The 23,752-nt window shown below is 41.4% G+C and carries 28 protein-coding genes, 2 pseudogenes and 2 other annotated features; of the genes and pseudogenes, 1 reads left to right on the forward strand and 29 read right to left on the reverse strand.

What is annotated here, in order from left to right; all coding sequences use genetic code 11:
- Window positions 1-93: 93 nt before the first annotated feature.
- The 25 genes and pseudogenes from B7700_RS11040 to B7700_RS08595 all read right to left on the reverse strand — a co-directional run.
- Window positions 94-162, reverse strand: a pseudogene (locus tag B7700_RS11040) (VOC family protein); the annotation flags it as partial.
- A gap of 58 nt (window positions 163-220) precedes the next feature.
- The gene (gene rplT, locus B7700_RS08480; protein ID WP_000124834.1) at window positions 221-580 is read right to left on the reverse strand and encodes a 50S ribosomal protein L20; all 360 of its coding nucleotides are present in this window, start codon (window positions 578-580) and stop codon (window positions 221-223) included.
- Window positions 581-631: 51 nt separating this feature from the next.
- The gene (gene rpmI / locus B7700_RS08485; protein ID WP_001125943.1) at window positions 632-832 is read right to left on the reverse strand and encodes a 50S ribosomal protein L35; all 201 of its coding nucleotides are present in this window, start codon (window positions 830-832) and stop codon (window positions 632-634) included.
- 32 nt (window positions 833-864) lie between these two features.
- A complete protein-coding gene (gene infC / locus B7700_RS08490; protein WP_000848180.1) occupies window positions 865-1,395 on the reverse strand; it encodes a translation initiation factor IF-3 in 531 nt (176 codons plus the stop codon).
- 15 nt (window positions 1,396-1,410) lie between these two features.
- Window positions 1,411-1,542 (reverse strand) — a sequence feature (ribosomal protein L20 leader region).
- A 72-nt stretch (window positions 1,543-1,614) separates the two neighbouring features.
- Complete coding sequence (locus tag B7700_RS08495; RefSeq protein WP_084888307.1) at window positions 1,615-3,855, reverse strand: DNA internalization-related competence protein ComEC/Rec2; 2,241 nt, start codon at window positions 3,853-3,855, stop codon at window positions 1,615-1,617.
- Window positions 3,839-4,477, reverse strand: coding sequence for a helix-hairpin-helix domain-containing protein (locus B7700_RS08500; RefSeq protein ID WP_084888309.1), 639 nt, complete (start codon window positions 4,475-4,477; stop codon window positions 3,839-3,841). Before B7700_RS08500 ends, B7700_RS08495 begins: the two co-directional genes overlap by 17 nt.
- A gap of 66 nt (window positions 4,478-4,543) precedes the next feature.
- Window positions 4,544-5,113, reverse strand: coding sequence for a GNAT family N-acetyltransferase (locus tag B7700_RS08505; protein WP_084888311.1), 570 nt, complete (start codon window positions 5,111-5,113; stop codon window positions 4,544-4,546).
- 106 nt (window positions 5,114-5,219) lie between these two features.
- The gene (locus tag B7700_RS08510) at window positions 5,220-6,224 is read right to left on the reverse strand and encodes a PhoH family protein (protein WP_084888313.1); all 1,005 of its coding nucleotides are present in this window, start codon (window positions 6,222-6,224) and stop codon (window positions 5,220-5,222) included.
- Window positions 6,225-6,304: 80 nt separating this feature from the next.
- Window positions 6,305-6,520: a YozE family protein gene (locus B7700_RS08515; RefSeq protein ID WP_001232085.1), complete on the reverse strand. Its 216-nt coding sequence runs from the start codon at window positions 6,518-6,520 to the stop codon at window positions 6,305-6,307.
- An 8-nt stretch (window positions 6,521-6,528) separates the two neighbouring features.
- Entirely contained in the window at window positions 6,529-7,383 is an 855-nt protein-coding gene (gene cvfB, locus B7700_RS08520; protein WP_084888316.1) for an RNA-binding virulence regulatory protein CvfB, read from the reverse strand.
- Between the two features lie 59 nt (window positions 7,384-7,442).
- The gene (frr, locus tag B7700_RS08525) at window positions 7,443-8,000 is read right to left on the reverse strand and encodes a ribosome recycling factor (RefSeq protein ID WP_001262225.1); all 558 of its coding nucleotides are present in this window, start codon (window positions 7,998-8,000) and stop codon (window positions 7,443-7,445) included.
- A gap of 8 nt (window positions 8,001-8,008) precedes the next feature.
- Window positions 8,009-8,746, reverse strand: a complete 738-nt coding sequence (pyrH, locus tag B7700_RS08530) for a UMP kinase (RefSeq protein ID WP_000002996.1) — start codon at window positions 8,744-8,746, stop codon at window positions 8,009-8,011.
- Window positions 8,747-8,829: 83 nt separating this feature from the next.
- Window positions 8,830-10,164: a methylenetetrahydrofolate--tRNA-(uracil(54)-C(5))-methyltransferase (FADH(2)-oxidizing) TrmFO gene (gene trmFO, locus B7700_RS08535; protein WP_061864109.1), complete on the reverse strand. Its 1,335-nt coding sequence runs from the start codon at window positions 10,162-10,164 to the stop codon at window positions 8,830-8,832.
- Window positions 10,165-10,321: 157 nt separating this feature from the next.
- Window positions 10,322-11,269 carry a hypothetical protein gene (locus B7700_RS08540; RefSeq protein WP_084888319.1) on the reverse strand — a complete coding sequence of 316 codons (948 nt, stop codon included), beginning with the start codon at window positions 11,267-11,269 and terminating at the stop codon, window positions 10,322-10,324.
- A gap of 78 nt (window positions 11,270-11,347) precedes the next feature.
- Window positions 11,348-12,226: a 16S rRNA (cytidine(1402)-2'-O)-methyltransferase gene (rsmI, locus tag B7700_RS08545; protein ID WP_084888321.1), complete on the reverse strand. Its 879-nt coding sequence runs from the start codon at window positions 12,224-12,226 to the stop codon at window positions 11,348-11,350.
- Between the two features lie 2 nt (window positions 12,227-12,228).
- Window positions 12,229-12,546, reverse strand: coding sequence for a DNA replication initiation control protein YabA (gene yabA / locus B7700_RS08550; protein WP_000358227.1), 318 nt, complete (start codon window positions 12,544-12,546; stop codon window positions 12,229-12,231).
- 39 nt (window positions 12,547-12,585) lie between these two features.
- Window positions 12,586-13,476: a DNA polymerase III subunit delta' gene (locus B7700_RS08555; protein WP_084888323.1), complete on the reverse strand. Its 891-nt coding sequence runs from the start codon at window positions 13,474-13,476 to the stop codon at window positions 12,586-12,588.
- Window positions 13,473-14,111: a dTMP kinase gene (gene tmk / locus B7700_RS08560; protein WP_084888325.1), complete on the reverse strand. Its 639-nt coding sequence runs from the start codon at window positions 14,109-14,111 to the stop codon at window positions 13,473-13,475. The genes B7700_RS08555 and tmk overlap by 4 nt, the downstream gene beginning before the upstream one ends.
- 113 nt (window positions 14,112-14,224) lie before the next feature.
- Complete coding sequence (proC, locus tag B7700_RS08565) at window positions 14,225-15,022, reverse strand: pyrroline-5-carboxylate reductase (RefSeq protein WP_084888327.1); 798 nt, start codon at window positions 15,020-15,022, stop codon at window positions 14,225-14,227.
- A gap of 3 nt (window positions 15,023-15,025) precedes the next feature.
- Entirely contained in the window at window positions 15,026-16,288 is a 1,263-nt protein-coding gene (locus B7700_RS08570; RefSeq protein ID WP_084888329.1) for a glutamate-5-semialdehyde dehydrogenase, read from the reverse strand.
- A 9-nt stretch (window positions 16,289-16,297) separates the two neighbouring features.
- Window positions 16,298-17,407, reverse strand: coding sequence for a glutamate 5-kinase (gene proB, locus B7700_RS08575; RefSeq protein WP_239822558.1), 1,110 nt, complete (start codon window positions 17,405-17,407; stop codon window positions 16,298-16,300).
- A 100-nt stretch (window positions 17,408-17,507) separates the two neighbouring features.
- Window positions 17,508-19,391 (reverse strand): phosphorylcholine esterase CbpE, encoded by a 1,884-nt coding sequence (gene cbpE, locus B7700_RS08580; protein WP_084888333.1) that lies wholly within the window; start codon window positions 19,389-19,391, stop codon window positions 17,508-17,510.
- 2 nt (window positions 19,392-19,393) lie between these two features.
- On the reverse strand, window positions 19,394-20,281 hold the full coding sequence (locus B7700_RS08585) for an RluA family pseudouridine synthase (RefSeq protein ID WP_084888335.1): 888 nt from the start codon (window positions 20,279-20,281) through the stop codon (window positions 19,394-19,396).
- Entirely contained in the window at window positions 20,271-20,732 is a 462-nt protein-coding gene (lspA, locus tag B7700_RS08590; protein WP_061864104.1) for a signal peptidase II, read from the reverse strand. Before lspA ends, B7700_RS08585 begins: the two co-directional genes overlap by 11 nt.
- Window positions 20,729-21,637, reverse strand: coding sequence for a LysR family transcriptional regulator (locus B7700_RS08595; RefSeq protein ID WP_084888337.1), 909 nt, complete (start codon window positions 21,635-21,637; stop codon window positions 20,729-20,731). The genes lspA and B7700_RS08595 overlap by 4 nt, the downstream gene beginning before the upstream one ends.
- On the opposite strand from B7700_RS08595, the pseudogene B7700_RS11350 reads away from it, so the two are divergent.
- Window positions 21,630-21,701, forward strand: a pseudogene (locus B7700_RS11350) (AraC family transcriptional regulator); the annotation flags it as partial. The gene B7700_RS08595 and the pseudogene B7700_RS11350 sit on opposite strands and share 8 nt — an antisense overlap.
- A gap of 166 nt (window positions 21,702-21,867) precedes the next feature.
- On the opposite strand, the gene rpmA reads toward B7700_RS11350, so the two are convergent.
- The 4 genes from rpmA to B7700_RS08615 all read right to left on the reverse strand — a co-directional run bounded on the left by rpmA (window position 21,868) and on the right by B7700_RS08615 (window position 23,727).
- Window positions 21,868-22,161: a 50S ribosomal protein L27 gene (gene rpmA, locus B7700_RS08600; RefSeq protein ID WP_000916509.1), complete on the reverse strand. Its 294-nt coding sequence runs from the start codon at window positions 22,159-22,161 to the stop codon at window positions 21,868-21,870.
- 16 nt (window positions 22,162-22,177) lie between these two features.
- Entirely contained in the window at window positions 22,178-22,522 is a 345-nt protein-coding gene (locus B7700_RS08605) for a ribosomal-processing cysteine protease Prp (RefSeq protein ID WP_023947780.1), read from the reverse strand.
- A 15-nt stretch (window positions 22,523-22,537) separates the two neighbouring features.
- A complete protein-coding gene (gene rplU, locus B7700_RS08610) occupies window positions 22,538-22,852 on the reverse strand; it encodes a 50S ribosomal protein L21 (protein WP_000109141.1) in 315 nt (104 codons plus the stop codon).
- A gap of 36 nt (window positions 22,853-22,888) precedes the next feature.
- Window positions 22,889-22,976 (reverse strand) — a sequence feature (ribosomal protein L21 leader region).
- A 58-nt stretch (window positions 22,977-23,034) separates the two neighbouring features.
- A complete protein-coding gene (locus B7700_RS08615) occupies window positions 23,035-23,727 on the reverse strand; it encodes a YoaK family protein (RefSeq protein WP_239822559.1) in 693 nt (230 codons plus the stop codon).
- Between the last annotated feature and the right edge of the window lie 25 nt (window positions 23,728-23,752).

The raw sequence follows: 23,752 nt of genomic DNA on the forward strand, positions 1-23,752 counted from the left end.
GATTTTTATCGCCCTAAATATCAAAAAAGAAAGGACGAAATTTGTCCTTTCTAGATTTTAGCTTTTCTTCAACCCACTACAGTTGACAAAGAGCCGATAAAATGCAATTGATTTTTCGAGATTTTCTACTCGCAAGCAAGTGTGTAGCATTTTTGAAGCCATATTTTTCTCCTTTATTTTTAAAAAGACTGGGACAATCCTGTTCCAGTCTTATCAGTTATTATTTACCAAGTTTTGCTTTCGCTGCATCTGCAAGAGCTGTGAAAGCTGCTGCATCGTTAACAGCCAAGTCAGCAAGCATTTTACGGTTAACTTCGATCTCAGCCAATTTCAAACCATGCATCAATTGTGAGTATGAAAGTCCGTTCATACGAGCTGCCGCGTTGATACGAGTGATCCACAATTTGCGGAAGTCACGTTTTTTCTGACGACGGTCACGGTATGCATAGTAGTAAGAGTTCATTACTTGTTCTTTTGCAGTACGGAACAAGATGTGTTTAGCTCCATAGTAACCTTTAGCTAATTTAAGAATACGTTTACGACGTTTGCGTGATACAACGCCACCTTTAACACGTGCCATGTTTTATTTCCTCCAAATATTTCCTAGAATTGTTTACTTACAGTCAAGCTATTATTTCAAGCGAGTAAGCATTGCTTTGATACGTTTGTAATCTCCTGAATGCACCATAGATGCTTTACGAAGATGACGACGTTGTTTCTTAGTTTTTCCGTGGAAACGGTGAGAAGTGTAAGCACGGAAACGTTTAAGTCCACCAGAACCTGTACGTTTGAAACGTTTAGCTGATGCGCGGTGTGTTTTTTGTTTTGGCATGATTTTTTCTCCTTTATTTAACTTTCTGACAATTATTTTTTGTCAGTCGCTGGCGCCAATTGCATGAACATTTGACGTCCATCCATTTTAGCACGTTGTTCGATGATGGCAATATCTTGAGTTGCTTCAGCAAACTCGGCTAAAACTTTTGCACCAATCTCTTTATGGGTAATCATACGACCCTTAAAGCGAATAGATACCTTAACTTTATTTCCTTTTTCAAGGAATTTGCGTGCATTGCGAAGTTTTGTGTCAAAGTCACCCTTGTCAATCGTTGGACTCAGACGAACTTCTTTCACAGTAACAACACTTTGTTTTTTACGTTGTTCTTTTTGCTTCTTCTGGTACTCAAATTTGAACTTACCGTAGTCCATAATTTTTGCAACAGGCGGTTTTGCTTGGGGTTGAATCAATACTAGGTCAACATTAGCGTTATCAGCCAAAGCTTGCGCTTCACTGAGTGGCTTGATGCCTAACTGTTCTCCCTCAAGACCAATCAAGCGAACTTCACGTACACGAATCTCATCATTGATGAATAAGTCTTGCTTTGCTATGGTTTTCACCTCTTTTGTTTTATTAGAGAAAAACAATAGCGGACTCGTAAATATACAAGCCCGCACGTTATGATAGCGTTTCTTAGAAACTTTTCATCCGTAGGGCCAGGCAACTTAATGTCACAAGGCGAGAAGCTCTCACTTCTGCTTTTCTCAACTTTTATATGATACCAAGTTTTCTAGCCCTTGTCAAGATAAAAAGTTATTTTTTTGAAAAGTTTCTGCTCATTAACCAACTGTTTCGATTTTCCAACTTTTCCAACCTTTAAAGCGTATAGCTCCTTGCTGATCAGTTCGATAAACTTTGCTATTGATACCTTCCAGCCGGGTCAAGGTCTCCTGATGAGGTAATTTCGTTCGTTTGTTCTTTCCAACTGAGATGAGAGTCATCTCTGGTTTGAGCTGTTCTAGAAAGGCTGAACTTAATGATTTTTTAGAGCCATGTTGGCCAGCTTTCAAAACATCCACCTCTAGGTCAGGATATTGCTTTAGAAGATCCTTCTCTCCTTTCTCCTCCAAATTTCCTGTGAAGAGAAAGTGCTTATCCAATAGTTTCCCATAAAGAACCAGGGAATTTTCATGACCTCCATCTCCAATTTTCCTTGGAGATAGGACTTCTATCTGACTTCCGAAAATTGGCAAGTTCTCTCCTGCTGTTATACTTCTAACTTTTGTTTGGGTCGCTTGTAGTTCTGCCACAAATTCCTTCTGTTTCAAACTGCCTTTGGACACTAAAATTTCGCCTATATGGAAAGCCTTGGTCACCTCCAACAAATCTCCAACATGCTCCTTGTCCGTATTTGTCAAAATCAGCTGGTCAATCTTGGCTACTCCTCGACTTTTGAGATAGGGAATCAAGGTTCGCTGGGCATTGCTGGTCGTCGCCTTTTCTTGCCATTTTTCGATTTTCTTATCAGATTCTACCTTGCCACCGACATCTATGAGAATGGTCTTACCAGTTACATCCCGTAGGAAAATACTTTCTCCTTGCCCCACATCCAGCATGGTAATTTCATTTTCCAGTGGATGCTTGGTCAAGAAAAAGAGACCCACAATAAGTAAGCTGAAGCCAGCTACTCTTTTGATATTTTTCCTCAAATCATAGACTAAAGCCAAGGAAATTAATAGTAGCATCAACAGCCATGAATTGGGTTGTCCAAAGACCAGTGGCCTACTCGCCACCTGCGAGACCAAACGAATAATCCCCTCCAACCATTCAAAAATAAAATTAAGCTGAACGACCGGATAGAGAAAGGAAAGGGCAAATAAGATAGACAAGAGCGGTAAGAAGACCAAGTCAAATAGTAAGGAAAAGACAAAGGTCAAAAGGATAGACCAAGGTTGAAATTCCGCAAAATAGAAGGACAGAATGGGCAATATGCCCAAGGAGATCACTAGACTTTCTCTAGCAACAGCCTTGAGCCCCTCCCCTTCTTTGCTGGTCATGGTCAGGATAAAAGCATAAGCACAGGACAAGACTCCTCCTGCTGTCAAGAAAAAGTTTGGCATGACAATAAAGAGGACAAGCACCGTCAAGGCAAAATTATCCAAGCCTTTAACACCATGTTGAGCCAGTAACTTTTGCAAAAGACTGCGAATGACCGAGGCTGAAAATCCAGTCAATCCAGCATAGACCAGAGAGAATGGATAAGCTAGCCATCTCCACTTTTCTTGAGTTAAGCCTAATCGCAAAAGAAGTTTCTTAAATCCGTCCATGAAAAAGCCTACCTGCATACCCGACAAGGCAAAGAGGTGGATAATTCCTAGACTGGAATAAAGTTCATTCATCTCCTCAAAGTCTGTATCCAAATATCCTAATAAGAGTCCTGTCATGTAGTTGCGCATAGGGTCTGGAAAATGCGTCTTAATCCAAACCACAGCCTTTCGACGTAAACTGGACAGATTTTCACCTATATCCCAACTACCAACCTTTTGAAGTGACTGGATTTTTTTGATATTGAGAGTCTGGTAAATCCCCTGAGTTTTCAGATAGGCTTGATAGTTAAATCCACCAAAATTCCTCTGCCCTTCTGGCTCCGAAAGTTTTCCTTCTAGTTCTAAGTCATGAAGGTCTGTTAAAGTTTGAAATTGTTCTTTCTCCTCCTCGGACTGGAGTTTATAATAGACTTGAAAAATGCGTCCATCAGACTTGCCACGAAAGGATAGACTATCACCATTGACCTTAATAGTGTCAGGCAAAATCCTTACCCTTTCAACAGAATCCGCCAAATTTTGACTCGCTTGACTCTGTTGCCAAGTTTGAAACAGAAACCAAAAGCCAAAGATTCCACAAATCACTAGAACTTTGCTAGCAGGTTTCCAAGGAAATTGGATAAAGAGACAGAAGAGCAGAAAAACAAAACCTAGCAGTGCAAGATAGGATGCTGAGAAAATAGCGTAATAAAACCAAAGTAACAGAAAACTCAGGTAAATTAGGGGAATGGGGATGCTCTTAATCCACTGTAACATAGTCTTTTAACTTTTCTATTGTCTTAGCACCAATGCCAGAGACCTTCCTGAGCTCGTCTACTGACTTGAACTTCCCGTTTGTTTCACGATGGTCGATAATGTCTTGAGCTCGTTTTCCTCCCAGTCCCTTGACCTGCTTGAGTTCTTCCAGACTGGCCTTGTTGAGATTGACCTTCTTGTCCTTGCTTGTTGAAGAAGGCGCTCCAGAACCTGCCTGTTGACTAGCTACTTCTTCTCCCTTAGATGGAACGTAAACCAGAGCCTCGTCACTAACTTTCTGAGCTAGATTGAGCCCCTTGCTGTCTGCTTGCTCTGTCAAGCCACCAGCCTTCTGAACAGCGTCATTGACTCGACTACCTACAGGCAAATCATAAATTCCTGGTGCTTTAACAGCCCCCTTTACATCTACTGTTATTAGATCTTGTTCAACCGGTTCTTCCTTTTCTTCCTTTTCGGTCGATGAATCCTTGGAAACTGCTGCAACTTCTGCCTGCAAATTCGTTTCCTTAACAGGTGTGTGTGGAGCTGGCTTTAGCATGAAAAATCCGCCGACAAGCAAGCCCAAACCAGTACAGATGACAATGATTTTATACTCTTTTATTTTCTCGATAATTGCTTCCATATTTTCTCCTCTCTTAGATTATTCGTAAGAGGAAGAAAAAACAGTTGAAAATTTCTTCTCAACTGCTTATTTATTTGCAAAATAGTCTTCCTTAGTCAAGACATAATGAACTCTTGTAACGATTCGGCCTTCTTCATGCTGGTCCATACAAGCATATGGTTCTGCATGGGAAAAACGCATGCCTGATTTCTCCATGACCTTTCCAGATGCAGGATTGTCCTTATCGTGAAGGGCGGTCAACTTGTTCATTCCAACCTTCTCAAAAGCAAGCTCAATCACGGCACGATTGGCTTCTGTCGTCAAACCTTGATTCCAATATTTTTTATTGATAATGTAACCAATAGCTGCCCTCTTAAGAGCAGGATCAATCTTGTGCAAATCAATGGTACCGATAAACTGAGCATTGCTTTTTAGTTCTATTCCCCAGCGCCCCAAGGGATTGGCCAAGTAGAACTGAGCAATGTTATTCTTGGTTTCTTCTAAATTTTGATTGGTTGGAAAAGTGTAGCGTGTATTTTCTCTGTCTGAAACATACTCAAACATAGCTTCTGCATCGTCCAAGGTTACAGGTCGGAGCAATAAACGCTCAGTCTCCACTATTGGATACTGAGCTAGTTTTAAAAAGATTGATTCCATAGGATTCCACCACTTGAAAAGTTTCTAACTAAGATAAGGATATTGAATGAAATATTTAAAACGCAAATTTATACTTGGTATTGAGATAACTTTAAGTACAAAAGAACTATCCTTCAGATAGAGGTTGAGGATCTAATTCTTCACTCTCTTCATTCTTGACAGGAGCTGGTTCATAAGCTCGGATAATCTGAGCGACAACTGGATGGCGAACCACATCCTTGGCTGAAAAATGAATAAAGTCAATCTGGTGAATGTTCTTGAGCTTTTCTTGGGCATCAATCAAACCTGACTTGACGTTACGCGGGAGGTCAATCTGACTGATATCTCCATTGACAATCATCTTAGAATTAAAGCCTAAACGAGTCAAAAACATCTTCATCTGCATGATGGTCGTATTTTGCGCCTCATCGAGAATGACAAAGGCATCATCCAAGGTCCGGCCACGCATATAGGCAAGGGGCGCAATCTCAATAATTTCACGCTCCATGAGACGAGTTGTTTGGTCTTTCCCCAGAATCTGATACAAGGCATCATAAACAGGTCGAAGGTAAGGATCCACCTTCTCCTTAAGATCACCCGGAAGAAATCCAAGACTCTCTCCTGCTTCCACTGCTGGACGAGTTAGAATAATTCGTTTGACCTGCCCGCGTTTAAGGGCAGTTACTGCCAAGGTCACTGCAAGGAAGGTCTTCCCCGTACCTGCTGGCCCAATTCCAAAGGTCACATCATGCTGTTTAACACTGTCCACATAAAGTTTTTGACCCAAGGTTTTGACACGGATCGGCTTCCCTGTATTATCTTTGATAATTTCTTCTTCATAAAGGGCAACAAACTTGTCGATTTCATCGTTTTTGACCATGCTAATTGCAGTCACCACATCTGGCGTACCAACGGTCATCCCACGGTTCACCAAGACCATCAAAGCTTGGATAACCTGACGAGCTTCCTCGCAAGCAGACTCTTCTCCCAAAACCTGGACAATCTCCGTACGAGCATGAATCACAACATCAAGCTCTTCTTCCATCAAACGAAGATGGCGTTCATTGGAACCAAAAAGATGAAACAAGTCATCTGGATGACTCAGTTGAATGTCTATTGAATGTTCCTTCAAATAAAGAACCTCTCTAATCCTTTTATTTCTTTTTATTATAGCAAAGAGAACAATAAAATACTAGCCTCATCTCATTGTCTCTAGTGTTCTAAGTATTCTTGCCAGATAGAGTCAAAGTCTCCTAAGTTAAAAGAGAAACTGGCATGTTCCTCCAAAAAGCGACTCACCTCATCAAAATCATCCGTGTGTTTTGGGAAGGCTGACTCCTCAAAAGCGAGATCTGCCAAAATGGCTTTAGGGCTGTTACTTTTAGGATTGCGCTCAGTCATGAGCCAAGTGTAAAATGATTTTCTCATAAGTCTCCCTAGATCAACTCTGTCCCAAACTGGTCTTGCTTGATTTTGCCAGCCTTCATAAGACCTCCTAAAGCTTTCTTGAACTGACCTTTAGAAATGCCAAAGGTTGCCTTGATGTCATCTGGAGTTGACTTATCATTTAAGGTCATGAAACCGCCATTGCTTTCCAAGTAGGTCAAAATCATCTGGGCATCATTTTCCAACATCTCAAAGGAACGTGGTTTGAGAGAAAGGTTCAAGGTACGGTCCACTTCACGGAAACCAATGACACGCGCATCTAAGACTTGTCCCAAACGTGGCTCTGCGTAACGCTCGCTAGGATGGATAAAACCAAGCATGTTATTTTCTGGCAGATAGACAAAGGTACCTGACAGCTTGAGACGGTAAACAATGGCTGGCCAGTTTTGATTCTGCATGTTGTTGTAGGCAGGACGAGCCAGACGTTTGAAGTCTTCTTGATAAGCCAAGAGTCCCCAGATACGGTCTTTCTTGTCCACTTCGAGACGGATGTAAAGTTGGTCGCCCTTCTTAGGCCAGAGTTCCTTGAGCTCAGGGAGAATATCGAGTGACACAACGATTTCCTTGTCAGGAAGGCCTGTATCCACAAAGACACCCAAGTCTTTACGAACTTCCGTTACAGTTCCCCAACCAAATTGGTCCTGAGTGGCGGTCACTTCTAGAGTGGTCAGGCGGAGTTTTTGCTTCATATCCGTGTAGGCAAAACCTTTGACCGTATCCCCTACCGTATGTTGACCTTCTTCCTTAGCAAGAGCATAGGTTTGACCATCCTTTTGCACAAAGTAAAAACGGTCGTTTTCATCGATGATCAGTCCAACGATAAAACTTGCAAGATTTGTATTCATATTTCCTTCTTTCGAATAAAACTCAGCCAGCAATGCCAACTGAGTTTTTCTGTTTATTTTTAGACTTCCAAAAGTTCTTTCTCTTTGTTGGCAGTCATGTCGTCGATGTGTTTAACAGCATCGTCTGTTACTTTTTGAATGTCTTTTTCAAGAGTCTTCAATTCGTCTTCAGTGATTTCTTTTGCTTTTTCTTGTTTCTTAGCTTCGTCCATAGCATCGCGACGGATATTGCGGACAGCCACCTTAGCATTCTCACCGACCTTCTTCACTTCTTTAGCAAGGTCACGACGAGTTTCTTCTGTAAGAGCTGGGATAACCAAGCGAATCACAGAACCGTCATTCGCTGGTGTGATACCAAGATCAGAAGCGTTCAAAGCACGTTCGATGTCTTTCAATGAAGACTTGTCAAATGGTGTTACCAACAAAACACGCGCTTCTGGAATGGTAATTGAAGCGATTTGGTTAAGAGGAGTTTCGACTCCATAGTATTCTACATGTACACGGTCAAGCAAGCTTGCATTGGCACGGCCAGCACGGATACCACCAAATTCACGAGCAAGTGATTGGTGAGACTGGGTCATTCTCTCTTTAGCTTTTTCAATAATTGCGTTAGCCATAATCTTTCTTATTCCTTTTCTTCGATATTATTTGAAACTGTTGTTCCGATATTTTCACCAAATACGACACGTTTGATGTTGCCTGGTTGGTTCATGTTAAAGACAACCAAGTCAATATCGTTGTCCATTGAGAGGGTTGAAGCTGTTGAGTCCATGATACGGAGACCTTTATTGATAACGTCACGGTGGGTCAATTCTTCAAATTTAACAGCTGTCTTGTCCTTCTTAGGATCGGCATTGTAAACACCGTCGACACCATTTTTAGCCATAAGGATGGCATCTGCTTCGATTTCAGCTGCACGAAGGGCCGCTGTTGTATCGGTTGAGAAGTAAGGTGAACCAATTCCGGCACCAAAGATAACGATACGGCCTTTTTCAAGGTGACGAAGGGCACGGCCACGGACATAAGGCTCTGCCACTTGTTGCATAGCAATAGCTGTTTGCACACGTGTATCAACCCCAACTTGTTGCAATGAATCTGCCATCACAAGAGCATTCATAACAGTCCCAAGCATTCCTGTGTAATCTGCCTGAACGCGGTCCATTCCTGCTTCTGCAGCAGGTTCGCCACGCCAGAGATTTCCTCCACCAATAACAAGGGCAATTTCGATACCTAAGCTATGAACTTCTTGAATCTCTTTTGCGATTGTTTGAACTGTTTGGATATCAATCCCTACGCCTCGTTCACCGGCAAGGGCTTCACCTGATAACTTGATTAAAATACGTTTATACTTGGGATTCGCCATTTTCACTCTCCTTCTTTTATCCTACCTATTTTATCACAATTTCTAAGATTTTTATAGTATCATGAGCAATTCTTTCAAAAAAATTAGACAGTTAAAAATTCTTCTAGGTCGCTAAGAGCGCGCTCTGCAATTTTTTCATAACGAGCCTTCTTATCACGAATACGCTCGCCTTCCAACTCCTTGATAATCCCAAAGTTGACATTCATTGGTTGGAAATGTTTGCTGTCAGCATGGGTGATGTAATGAGCTAAGCTTCCAATCGCTGTCGTCTCTGGGAAAATAGCCTCGCTTTCTCCCTTGAAAAGACGAGCCGCGTTAATTCCCGCAACTAATCCTGACGCTGCGGACTCTACATAGCCTTCCACACCCGTCATTTGACCAGCAAAGAAGAGATTTGGTTGTTTCTTAGAACGATAAGTCTGTTCAAGAAGATTTGGTGAATCCATATAAGAATTGCGGTGCATGACACCGTAACGAACAAACTCAGCATTTTCAAGACCTGGAATCATTTGGAAGACACGCTTTTGTTCTCCCCATTTGAGGTGGGTCTGGAAACCGACGATATTGTAGAGGCTACCAGCCGCATTGTCCTGACGAAGCTGGACAACTGCATAAGGTGTTTTAAATTCTCCATCACGAGGTCCTGTGTAGTCATCTGGATACTCCAAACCGACTGGTTTCATAGGACCATAAAGCATGGTTTTAATACCTCGTTTAGCCATGACTTCGATTGGCATACAGCCTTCAAAGTACTTTTCTTTTTCAAAAGAATTAAGCGGTGCTTCTTCCGCATTGACCAAGGCTTCATGGAAATCCATAAACTCTTGCTTGGTCATGGGCGCGTTGAGATAAGCGGCTTCTCCCTTATCATAACGAGATTTGAGATAAACCTTGCTCATATCGATAGTGTTGACATCGATAATCGGCGCTGCCGCATCGTAGAAATAGAAGCCATCGCCATCATTAAGGGCATGAATATTTTCAGCCAGGGCATCACTAGTCAAGGGACCAGTCGCCACAACTGTAATAACATCTGTCGGCAATTCTGTAATTTCATCACGAACCACTTCAATCAAGGGGTGGTTGGCCACTTTTTCGGTCACCATTTGGGAGAAACCATCACGGTCCACCGCAAGTGCTCCTCCAGCGGGAACACGTGTAGCCTCAGCAGATTCCAAAATAACAGAACCCAAGCGACGCATTTCTTCCTTGAGAAGCCCGACAGCATTTGTCAAAGCATCCCCACGAAGGGAATTAGAACAAACTAACTCAGCAAAATTGTCTGTTTTGTGCTGGGGTGTTGACTTGACACCACGCATTTCATAAAGTTTAACTGGAATACCACGCTCTGCGATTTGGTAGGCTGCTTCAGAACCTGCCAAACCAGCACCGATAACATTGATATAAGATTGAGACACGACACTAATACCTCTTTGGGTGGAACCTAAGTCCAAATAAAAACAAGCTACTAGACTATTTGACACCCACAAATCTTTCTAAATTCATACTTGGTCCATTATACCAAAAAACTAAGTAAAAAGACAGACAGGAGAATTCCTGAATGTCTTTCAAAAATTATTCTTTATTGAAACTGAATATCTTCCAACCCAGTTTTCTTTCATATTTTATACTAAAACGTACTTCAGTATTCTTAGGTAATTTTTCAATTTCAACTATTTGAGCAAGTACGTATTGAAAATCAGAATCAGTCCAATTGTCAATATCCTCATCAGTTAATTGAAGGTTTTGTTTTCGTACCTCTTTTATATCAATGTCTATGTCAATACCAAAGGTAGAACGATTGTCAGCAACCCTTTTCAAAAGTAGATCACGATTACGAACAAGCGTCTCTTCATCAAGATTGTTGACTCTACTTGGGTCTAGGTCCTCAATTAAGGGAGTAAGTTCTTCTACATCTGTCTTCAGAATTGCCTCCCTCTTTTCTTGTTCTTCAAGACGAGTTTTAGGGTTGCCACTATATTCTTCTTTTGGAACTAAAGAGTAATAGGATTTAAAAGATTCCAATTCAATTGAATTTTTAATATAAAGCTTCTTAAGCTGATTATCTTTTAAATATGTAGAAGTCAAACTATCACTTTGAAGTATCTTATTATAAGCTTCCTCAAGTCGGTCATAGTTATCATCTTCAGCAACATACTCCATTTCTAAACGATAGACTGTTTTTTGGGAAAAACCAAAGAAAATTTTCTTTTCAACTTCTTTAAGTCGCGGATTGTATCTAAGGACTGGAGTCTTCTCAACATAATCTTTTTCAAAATCCACATAGACATCTACAAATTTTTTATTTCCTTTAATGTAAAATGGAAATCCGTAGTATCCAAAGGTATCAGCAGTCGAGTATCCTTCTGCTTCTAACCCTGCAGCTTCTACTACGGAACGAATGTTTGAAATAGATGTTTTAGCTAAATCACGATCGACTCTGTTGTTACATGCTGACAAAATAAATAAGGTGAGAATAGGCAACAGTAGGCCAATTACTTTCTTCATCGCTTTGCTTTTCATTTCTTCTCCAAATAAGCAATCTTAGCAAAATGTTTATGATTGTTATTTCTATTTCGGGAAGAAGGCAAACTTCCCTGTTTAGTCATTTTCTTGGTTTTCTTCCCAGTCGTGATAGGCAGCGTAGAGTTGACTTTTATTCCACTGGTAAATCTTAGCTACTTCCTTGATAGCTTGATTTTTTTTCATGCCTTGCTGGATACGGGCTTGGATTTCTAAGAACAAATCCTCCTCGTCTTTTTCCTCCACATCCTGACTAGCACCTTCAACGATGAGAAGGCATTCGCCCTTGAGTGGCGTTTCAGCTATGCTTTCCAGCAATTCAGAAATGGTACCTCTTTGGTATTCTTCATAGATTTTGGTCAATTCTCTAACCAATACGACCGAGCGGTCACCATAGACTTCTAGCACATTTTCCAACGTATCTGCCACACGATGGGGCGATTCATAGAAAATCTGAGTTTCAGGATAGTCTTTTTTCAAGTCGAAAAATTGCTTTTGCTGGCCTGATTTTCTCGGTAAAAAGCCGTAAAAGATATGTGGCTGCGGCGCTAAACCACTGGCAATCAAGGCAGAAATTCCTGCAGAGGCACCTGGAACAGTCACAACCGCAATTTCTTCCTCAATGGCTGCCTTAACCAAATCATGACCAGGGTCTGAGATACTAGGCAAACCCGCATCGGAGACCTGAGCAATACTTTGCCCTGCTTTCAGGAAACCAATCAAATCAGGAATTTTTTCCTTGGCATTATGCTCATGAAAACTAATCTGCTTGGTAGAAATGTCAAAATGCTTGAGCAAAAGTCCTGTATTGCGCGTGTCCTCAGCAGCAATCCAGTCCACTTCTTTCAAGGTCTGGATAGCTCGAAATGTCATATCATCTAAATTGCCAATCGGCGTTGCCACTAGGTACAGCTTGCCATAGGGAGACTGCCCCTTAAAACTTTTTTGAATCTGCATGCCTACTCCCTGTATAACAACTCGTCACAGAACATACATTCCTCGTCCTGCTCTCGACGTTGTCCATAAAAATCATTACATACGTGAAAACCATCTTTATAAATTCGACGGACACTTTCACGAACATGCTTAGCCTTGACAGGAGCGTCTGCTTCCACCTCACCCAAGCGTTCGCGCAACTTACTATTTTCCAAACGAAGAGCTGTATTTTCCTCTACCAGGCTCTTGAGATTTTTCTTGATAGCTTCCACATCGGCCAAGGTTACCAATAACTGTTGGGAAAAATCATCCAGCGCGTCAAATAATTCTTTTTTGTCCATAAAACAGCCCTTTCCTTTCATTATCGTTCATTTTTGAGTTTATATTTCTTTCAAGACCAGATATTCCATGGCATTTTGAAAGCTGACATTAGCCTTCCACATTTTTCTAGCTTCTAGCAAATCTTGTAGAATCATTCTTACTCTTGCTTGTAGGATATCTTGTCCACATAGAACTTCAAGAATCCGTAAAACCTGATCTTGTTTTTCCTTATCATCTGCCAAGCTAGCTAGTTTGGCAACTTGCAAATAACTTTCTTTTTTCTTAGCTACTAACCAAGTCAGCAGGCGTTCACTTTCATCGACCAAGGTCCAAAAACTTACCTGATTTACCAACTTTTCTGCTTCAGTTCGCGATTGACTAAACTGGGCTAAAAGTGTCGCTTTTTTCTTAACCAACCCCATTTGTTCTAAGAGCAAGATGAGTTGTTCTTCTTGCTTTTTAAAGTGGAAAATCTGAGTCCGACTACGGATGGTCGGCAACATCTTTTCCTCATCACTAGTCAAGAAGAAAATATAAACCTCACTCTGGGGTTCTTCGATGACCTTGAGCAGAGAATTGGCTGCATTAGGATGCATTTTCTCAGCTTGCTCGATAATAAAGACCTGTTGCTGACTTTCAATCCCTGCTTGGGAAAACTGGCCCACCAATTCTCGAATCCGTTCTGTCTTGATGACCTGATTGACTGGCTTAATTAAGGTAACATCGGGAAATTCTCCCTGTTCAATAAGCTTACAATTCCGACATTTCTCACATGGCAACACACCTACTTTATCCGTACAAAAGAGGCTCTTAGCTAGAAATTGAGCCATTTCCAAGCTTCCAAAGAAACCTGAAAAGAGATAGGCGTGATTGAGCTGGTCTTGTTCTAGGATACGTACAAAGCGGTCAAACTGATCTGGCTGCCAGGCCTTTAGTTGATCTTGTTTCATTTAGCTAATCCCATTCTATCAAACAAGACAGCCTTTGTGGTTTCCACAACCTCCTCCAATGGAAGACTCGCATCAATCTTGACAATGCGATTTCCTTCTTTTTCCAGGAGAGAAAGATAGCCTTTACGGACTTTTTTATGCAAGTCCAAACCTTCCAAGTCCAAACGATTGACCTCACGATTGCTATTAGCAGCAATGCGAGCCAGTCCTTCTTCCACCTCGATATCAAAATAGAGTGTCAAATCGGGTTTAAGGCCATCTGTCGCAAACTGATTGAGCCAATCAATGGCGTCAATATCTAAGCCACGACCAAATCCCTGATAGGCAACGGAACTATCGATGAAGCGGTCCATAATGACCAACTTACCAGCTTCAAGGGCAGGGAGAACTTTTTCCACCAAGTGCTGTCTGCGACTGGCGATATAGAGTAAAAGCTCTGTTTTAGCATCCATCTGAGTATGACTTGGATCCAAAATCACTTCCCGAATCTTCTCCCCAATCAAGACTCCGCCAGGTTCACGGGTCGTCAGCACCTCTACCCCTTTTTCCTCTAAAATTGGTAGCAGAGCCTCTAAAACACTGGTCTTTCCTGCTCCCTCTGGTCCCTCAAGAGAGACTAAAAATCCTTTTGACATGTCTAACTCATTTCTTTTTTACTACTTCTATTCTATCAAAAAAATGTGGGTTTGTGACAATCTTTTTGTCTTCTCATTTCAACCACCATAAAAGAGGCAGATAAAACTACCTCTTATTTACCTAATTCTTGTGTTCGTTTGTAGGCTTGACCAACTGCATCCATGACCGTTCCTCGAAAAGCATGCGCTTCTAAGCTCGCTACACCAGCGATAGTGGAACCTCCTGGGCTACAAACTTGGTCTTTCAAGACCCCAGGATGCTCTTGGCTTTCTAGGACCAATTGCCCAGCTCCTACCACAGTTTGAGCCGCCATTTTCAATGCCGTTTCTCGTGGCAATCCCGTCTGAACACCTGCATCTGCCAAGGCTTCGATAAAGAGATAGACAAAAGCCGGTCCACAGCCTGCAAGACCTGTCGCTGCGTCGATTAAGCCTTCTCCTAGTTCAACCAAGAGACCAGCCTTAGTTAAAAGCTGACAAAATAGCTCACTGTCCTCAGCCCTGCAATTAGAAGACAAGGCATAACTAATCACTCCTTGTCCGATAGAAGCAGGGGTATTTGGCATCATACGAATAATTCGGTGTTGACTTGGAAGAAGACTAGCCAGTTTTTCCAAGGTCAATCCAGCTGCCATGGAAATCAAAAGAAGACTTTCTCTTTTTTCAAGGATGGTCTGGTATTGAGAAAGCAGTTCAGAAAACTGAGCAGGCTTAACTCCTAGAAAAATCACATCTGCTTCTGCAAAGATTTCTTCATTGCTGGAAGCCTGACCACCAAAGTCTGCAATGAAAGCATCTACCTTGGCTTGACTACGATTGGCAAGAAGAATGTCATCACACGTCTTAGCCTGCAAAACAGCCTTGGCCAAGCTAGCACCCATATTCCCCAAACCGATAAATCCAATCTTCATCTCTTACTCCCTTATCTGTCCGTCACCAGTAACCACATACTTGTAGCTAGTCAACTCCTTCAAGCCCATTGGACCACGCGCGTGCAATTTCTGAGTAGAAATCCCCATTTCACAACCCAGACCAAATTGGCCACCATCTGTGAAACGAGTTGAGGCATTGACATAGACAGCTGCAGAGTCCACTTGATCTGTAAAGTATGCTGCAGTTTCAGCATTTTCCGTCACAATGGCATCCGAATGATGGGTACTGTGGGTTTCAATATGGGCAACCGCTTCTTCTAAACTGCTCACAACCTTAACAGCTAGGACATAGTCTAAAAACTCGGTGTCAAAGTCTTGTGCTTCAGCTGCGTGACCTGAAACAAACTGACTTGCTGTGCTATCTACACGGAATTGAATCGGTTCCAGACCAGCTTCTTTTCGATTCGCAACCAGTACTTGCTCCAAGCGAGGAAGGAAGCTTGCTGCCTTGTCTTCATGAACCAGCAGAACCTCCATGGCATTACATACAGAAGGACGACTGGTTTTGGCATTGTTGATGATAGACAGCGCCTTGTCTTCGTCTGCATCCTTGTCCACATAAACATGGACAATCCCAGTTCCTGTCTCAATAACAGGTACGATAGCATTTTCAACCACGGCATTGATCAAACCAGCCCCTCCACGAGGAATGAGAAGATCTAAATAGCCCTTGGCCTTCATCATGGCATAGCTACTTTCACGGCTGGTATCTTCCACCAGTTGAATCACATCTGGGTGAATAGTAGTCGTTTCCAAGCCCTTCTTCAAGGCTGTGACAATGGCATGGGCAGTTTGATAGGCATCCTTCCCACTACGAAGAACAACCGCATTTCCACTCTTGAGAGCCAAAGCAGCCGCATCAGACGTCACATTTGGACGGCTTTCATAGATAATACCAATAACTCCCATGGCCACCCGTTTCTTTGTGATAAGCAAACCATTTTCAAGATGATTGGTTTCTAAAACTTCACCGATTGGATCTGGTAAAGCAACCACTTCACGAATCCCAGTTGCCATTGCTTCTGTACGACTTGCATCCAAATAAAGACGATCCAGCATCACATCTGAGATTTTCCCCTTAGCCGCTGCCATATCGAGGGCATTGGCTGCTAAAATCTCCTCAGTAGCAGCCACTAAGTGGTCAGCCATGGCTAGCAGGGCTTGGTTTTTCACGACTTCACTAGCTGTGTTGATCGATTTTTTAACAGCCTGTACCTGTTCAAATTGTTCTTGTGTACTTACCATAGTTTACCTCTAAAATTCTGTAAAGAGTAGTTGGATTTCAGGAGTAATGGAAATCCAGTCATCACGGTGAATCAAGACACCCTTGGCTTTTTGAGAACGCAACATATCCTCCAAAGCAGATGCACCAAATTGCACGCGTCCTTTTCCAAGTGATTTTCCACTTTCCTTGTCAAATACTGTCACGATATCACCGTAAGAAAAAGCTCCTTCTGCTTCAACAATACCAGATAAGAGAAGACTCTTTCCATGTTGAGAGAGAGCTTCCGCAGCCCCTTTATCAACCCAAATATAACCTTGACTCTGAGCATAAAAGGCCAGCCATTGTTTCTGGGTACGAAGTCCCTTCTCTTGAGCAACAAAGTAGGAACCATCCTTAGTCTCCTCAGCTGCTTCAATCATGGCATCTGTCTTCAAAGATGAGCAGATATAAACAGGAACTCCTGATTCTGTCGCAATAGTTGCAGCTTTGATTTTTGTAAGCATGCCCCCAGTTCCGTTTGAAGAACCTGCTCCACCTGCCATATCAATAATCTCACGATTGATGGTCTCGATTCGCTCCAAGCGTTTGGCTCTTGGGTCTGAATTAGGATTTCCTGTATAGAGACCGTCTACGTCTGTCAAGAGGACCAAAAGGTCTGCTTGGACCATGGCTGCAACCTGTGCACTCAGAGTATCATTGTCCCCAACCTTGAGCTCATCAATGACGACACTGTCATTCTCGTTGATGATAGGAATCGCTCCACGGCTAAGTAGAACTGACAAAGCCTGATGGGCATTTTTATAACGGCGCTTATCCACAAAGTCATCCTGGGTCAGCAAGATTTGTGCAGAAACGATTTGGCGCAAGAGAAGATTGGTCGTGTATTCTTCCAACAAAAGCCCCTGCCCTACCGCTGCTGAAGCCTGTTTATCAGCAATCTTAGTCGGACGCTTTTTAAATCCTAAGGCTCCAAAACCAGCAGCAATGGCACCCGACGACACCAAAATCAATTCATGACCAGCCTCGTGCAACATAGCCAACTGCTGAGTAATAGCTTTTACTTTACTACGTGATAAACTTCCATCCTCATTCGTCAGAGAAGAAGTCCCCACCTTAAAGACAATCCGTTTGTATTTCATAGTCTCACTCCGATTCTTCATATTTATCCATTATAACATGAATGGCAGGAAATAGAAAAGAGTTGATAGGAAAAAGAAGGCCCTAAAACCTTCTTTTTTACTACTGTTCTGATTCTGATTTGTTTGCACGCGTTTCAGAGCTTTGTGAAGTTACTGAAGTCAAATTTTGACTAGTTGAAGAACTTGGAGCACCTTCATATTGACTCGTTTCTTTATTTTCAAGATCTTTTTTCACTACTTCTTTCGATTCTTTTACTTCTGAGTTACTTGTATCTCTAGTTGTAACAGATTTCTCTACCGGAACATCCACTAACCAGGCACCACTTGAATCAACAGTATAGCCTTCTGGTGTCTTACCATTCACAAGTAATTGACCATTTTCTTTCAAGAAGTACCATTTATCCTTGTCTTTGATCCAACCCACAGCTCGTGAACCGTCTGTCTTGTAGAAATACCAATCATTTGCCTTTTTAAGCCAGCCTTGCTTCATAGCTCCTGATTCTTCTAGATAGTAATGATGACCAGAAACTTCTATCTCGCCTGTCTTCATGATACCAGTAGAATCCATATAGTACCAGGTTTCTTTATCTTTTACCCAACCCGTTTTCATTTCTCCTGATTGAGCAAAGTAATACCATTGCCCCTTATATTGAAGCCAACCTGTTTGTAGCGAACCATCCTTGGATAAATAATAATTCTGACCTCCAGTATTTATCCAACCAATTTCCATCTGATTTTCTTTGTTGAAATAATACCAGCTTCCATCGATTTTTTTCCAATTTTTAGCAGAAGCACCAGAGTCTGTCAAATAGAACCAACGATTATTCCATTTTTTCCATTGATTCTGTAACAAGATACCCGTTTGATTGAAGTAATACCATTCACCCTTGATTTCATTCCAACCTACTGCATATTCTCCTGTAGAATCAGGCGCTTGATACCACCAGTTCCCATATGCACTCTTATGCCAACCAGCTTGAAAACTTGGAATCGGTTTGTAGGAAGTTGAAATATTGACAAAACCGTCTTTTCGAATATCAAAAACTGTTGCATCATAGTCTTTGCTGGCTGCGTTGATTCTCTCAATTCCTCGTTCTTTAAGCCAATTGACATACTCACTATCAACACCATTTTTCCAAGGTAAACTATCCGAAGTTTGAACAATCAAACTCGGACTCAAATGTTTAATAAAATCCTTGGTATTTGATTTGTTGGTATCATGGTGATGATTAAACTTCATCAAATCAACTTTTCCAATGAGAGGACCATACTTGTCTTCTGCTCCATGAACATTATCTAAGTCGCCCCCAAGGTAAATTTTCTTACCATTGACTTTTACCACGCTAATCAAAGAATTAGAATTATCATCCCAAATTTTCTTTAATTCACCTGATGAATCAGTTTCATTTTCATAGTTATAGAGTTGAATATCCATGTCTCCAAACTGAAAATGAGCATCCCCTTGTGTGATATTTTGAATAACTGAAACACCTTTTTCAGCAGCAGTCTGTAAAACCTTATCATAGCCATACAGATTATCCCATAGACGTTCAGAATTAGTAATACGATTATCACTATATTTTTTAAGATAAACTCGGTCAACTGGATAGGTAGACAGTAATTCATCAACATTTCCAATATGATCACTGTGAGTATGAGTGACTAAAATAAAATCAAGTTTTTGAACACCCAATTCCTTCAAACGACGAAAGACACGGTCTGTTAGAACATGCTTATAAGATGTTTCAATTCCTTCTCTCCACGGGTAGCGAGAATCACTTCCATCTGGGAAATCATAATCTTCTCCTGTATCCACCATGGCAAAATGTCCATTGCTTTCAAGAATAATCGCATCACTGCCACCTTCTTGAACATTGATAAAGTGGATTTTATTTCCTGAACTTTCTTGAGCTTGAACATTTCCATACCATGACAAACCTAAAAAAGCGCCTGCAAGTGCTAAACTAGTTAATTTCTTTTTCATTCTTACTTCCTTAATTTCTCCAAAGTTTCCTTAAAAATCTCTGGGATATCTGCTGTAAATTCCAAAATCTCACCTGTTCTCGGATGAGTAAAACCTAGGGTCTTGGCATGAAGAAATTGTCCATGCCCTTTCAGAGTCTTACGTGGACCATAGACTTCATCCCCAGCGACTGGATGTCCAATGTAAGCCATGTGAACACGGATTTGATGGGTACGCCCTGTCTCCAGTTGTAACTCCACTAAGCTATAATCTTCAAAGCGTTCCAAGACGTGGAAACGGGTTACTGCAGGCTTTCCTTTAGCAGTCACAGCCTGTTTCTTACGATCTTTTTCACTACGGCCAATCGGGGCTTCAATCACACCACGATCATTAGGCAAATTCCCATGAATAATCGCCCAATATTTGCGGAGAGACTTCTTATCCTTGAGTTCTTGGGCAAGTGCTAGATGCGCCTCATCATTTTTAGCAATCATGAGAAGACCTGACGTATCCTTATCAATTCGGTGAACAATTCCTGGACGCAGAACCCCATTGATTCCCGACAAGTCCTTAATATGATACATGAGGGCATTTACCAGGGTTCCACTGGTATGACCAGCACTCGGATGCACAACCATCCCCTGAGGCTTGTTAACGACAGCCACATCCTCATCTTGGTAGATGATTTCTAACGGAAGATTCTCAGCTACATACTTTAAAACCTCTGGTTCTGGCACATAGTAAGTGACGATATCACCCTCTTGAACTGTGTATTTAGCTTTCTTGACTTGGCCATTGACCAAGACCTGTCCTGATTTGATTTGTTCATTCGCGAGACTGCGTGATAATTCTGTCAAATCCGACAAAGCCTTATCCAAACGCAGGCCACCAGTTTCAATTTTAATTTCCATTTATTTCCTCTTTTAACATTGCAATCAATAAAATAATCACTCCGACCGTCAGATAGCTATCTGCCACATTGAAAATTGCAAAATTGATAAAGTCAAGGTGAAACATATCCACAACAAAGCCCTGACTCACCCTGTCAATAAAATTTCCAAGACCACCTGCAATGATCAAAGTCAAACCCAAGACCATCCAGAGTGAGTCCTCCATGTGTTTATGTAGATACCAAATGGCACCTACCATAACGACCAGTGTAATAATAGCAAATAACCACTGCTGGTCTTGTAACATGGAGAAGGCTGCCCCTCGATTTTGCAGGTAGGTCAAGCTAACGAAATTGGGAATCCAAGAGCGCACTTCACCCAGTGGAATCTGCTGGACGATATATGATTTTACCAACTGATCAAGCCCAATCAAAAGCAATACAATGACTGCCACTATTCCTCTTTTTTTCATGATTTCCTCTTCTGATCAAAATATTCTTGCATGACTTCTACGAAAAGAGTCCCAGCTTGACTAAGCTCCACCTCTTCACGTTTAACATAGACCATGCGATTATCTAGGTTATCCTTGAGACGAATAACTGTAATGCCATTAACACTGTCACTATCTAAAAATCCAGAACCTGTTGCATAAGCGTCCGTCCGCTCCAAAATACCATTCAAGGTAGCACGGTCTGTCACATTGAACATCTGTGAGCTCGCACTGGTATCAACAAAGTTCTCTGAATAATAAAGGTACTCATCTTTCTCTTGAGTGAAACGAACCGTTGGTAGATCTGCTAAATCCTCCATGACCAATTCCTCTTTCTGAGCCAAAGGATGCCCTTCACGAAGATAAATATGGGTATGGAAGGAAATCAATTCAATGACCTCAAGGCCTAACTTTTCAACCCGTTGCATGATCCCTTTTTTATTTTGATTGTTGAGGTAGATAATCCCAATCTCACTATGCCCTTGCGCTACTTCGTCTAAGATTTGAACTGTAGTAGACTCAAAAATACGGAAATTTTTGTAATCAGGATAGCGCTCTGAAAAGGCCGTAATAGTTGGTGGCAAGAAGTCATAGTGCTGGCTGGCAATGGAAAATTCATCCTTTTCTTCCTCAGGATTGGCATACTGATTTTGAAAAATATCAAATCCTTTAACCAATTCTTGCGCTTTTTCATAGAATTCCATACCACGACGGGTCAAGAAAGTCCCTGAGCTGGTCCGACGGAAAATCTTAAAACCCAACTCTTTTTCCAAATCACGAACAGAAATGGACAGACTCGGCTGACTAACATACATCTTTTCAGCAGCTTCACGGAAAGTACCACTATTCGCAATGGCAACAACATAGCGTAATTGTTGAATGTTCATCTTCTACCCCCAACTTCTTTATCTTTTCATTATACCATATTTTAGAAGTTTTCCATCGAAGAAAAATAATGTCACTCATAAAATTCATCTACACTAAGAATGAAAAAATAATGGGTAGCAAAACAAAAAAGCAGGCTCTCCGAAAACTCGGAAAGCCTTATTTAATGCTACTTCTAGCTTCCTCGCCTTTATATTTCAAGGCTCGGGATAAAAAGGTTCACTGGACCTTTTTATTTTGCGATTGGGTAAACAGAAACTTGTTTTTTATCGCGTCCTTTACGTTCAAAGCGTACTACGCCTTCAACTTTAGCGAACAAAGTATCGTCTCCACCACGTCCAACGTTTACACCTGGGTAGATGTGTGTACCACGTTGACGGTAAAGGATTGATCCACCTGTTACAGTTTGTCCGTCAGCTGCTTTAGCTCCAAGACGTTTTGCTTGTGAATCACGTCCGTTTGATGTAGAACCTCCACCTTTTTTGTGGGCGAAAAGTTGCAAGTTGTTAAGAGTCATTTTTAACATAATGTTTTCCTCCGTGTTAGTTTTCTGTGATAACTCTGGTTTGGACGAACTCAGAAGAGTTCTCCGATAAGTTTGCCATACCTAAGAAAAATGATTCAAAGAATAACTGGGTCATTTCTCTCTGGTGTGAAGGAAGATCTTTTGGTATTTCAACCATCAGATAGCCACCTTCATCTTCGTTTAATTCTAGGATTGGTTCATAGCCTGCAAATTTCTCAATAGAATTGATAAAGTTAACGGCAAGCGTAGAAACCGATGCACACACGACATCTAAGCCGTATTCGCCACTCTCGGCGTGTCCAGTAATTTCTGCACTCCTCAGCTCGCCATCTTCGGCTCTCTCAAAGACTGCCTGTATCATGTGTTCTCCTTAAAATTAAGCGTTGATTGCGTTGATGACAACTTTTGTATATGGTTGACGGTGACCTTGTTTACGGTGGCTACCTTTTTTAGGTTTGTACTTGTAAGTAACAACTTTCTTTTGTTTTCCTTGTTTTTCAACAGTTCCAACTACAGTAGCTCCAGCAACAAGTGGAGTTCCGACAACAGTGTTTTCACCACCAACAAGAACAACTTCGTTAAAAGTAACTTCTTGACCAGCTTCAACGTTCAATTTTTCAACGTAAACTGCTTGACCAACTTCAACTTTAACTTGTTTTCCGCCAGTTTTGATAATTGCGTATGTGCTCATTATGCACCTCCTATGATTTTTATGGGTTTCCCCGATTTTTTTGTGAAGACTCGCCTAGCATCGTGGGACGAACCACTTAAACTTGAATAATCAAGCAACGATGTTCGTGCGGTTGCACAGGAACGTGCATAGTCAACTCTTCAAGTATAGCATATCTCCTATTTTCTTACAAGTAATAACACCTAAAATGAAGCTTTTTCTTTTACTTTTTTCCGCCACTTGGCAAAAAGCATGCTGAGGTAAAAAATACTCATCATAATAGGAACACCAAGAATGGTCTTTTCATGATAGAAAATCGTCAAATAGGCTGAAAAGACAACGCCAAGGACAAAACTACTAAGCAAGCTTACAAAGATAATCCCTTCACCTAAAAAAGGAGTGTGCTTAGTTCTGAAATAATCTCCAAAAGCCAGCATGGTCCGTTTGATATTTCCTGTCATAAATGCATTGTTATAAGCAATACCCGATACTTCTCCAAAAGCGGTTGTCACCAACCCCATACAAAAGGCCAAGGGCGGTACTAGATAGATATTCTCTACAGTTTGTGGTACAAATCCAATAACTATTGATAAAATTGCCAAAGGAATCAAGGACAGAATAGGTTTTTTCACAATTCTCAATTTTTCCTTATAAATCGTTAATAAAAAAACTCCCATCATAAAAGCTAGTAAGGTCATTACTTTAGCACTAGCATCTGACACATTGTGTTGAATGAGCCCCACTGATAGAAAGACGACATTTCCCGTTTGCCCAGCAACAAGAGTATTCCCTCTCACAATAAAAGTATAGGCATCTACATATCCTGCACAAAAAGTCAAAAAAAGCGCTAGCCTCTTAGACTGACGTGATATTTTTCTTATAGGTAATAACCTCATTTTACCTCCCATTTCATTTACTCAT

Origin of the sequence: Streptococcus mitis, assembly GCF_002096755.1 — a bacterium.
In the GTDB taxonomy this organism is placed as follows: Bacteria; Bacillota; Bacilli; order Lactobacillales; family Streptococcaceae; genus Streptococcus; species Streptococcus mitis_AC.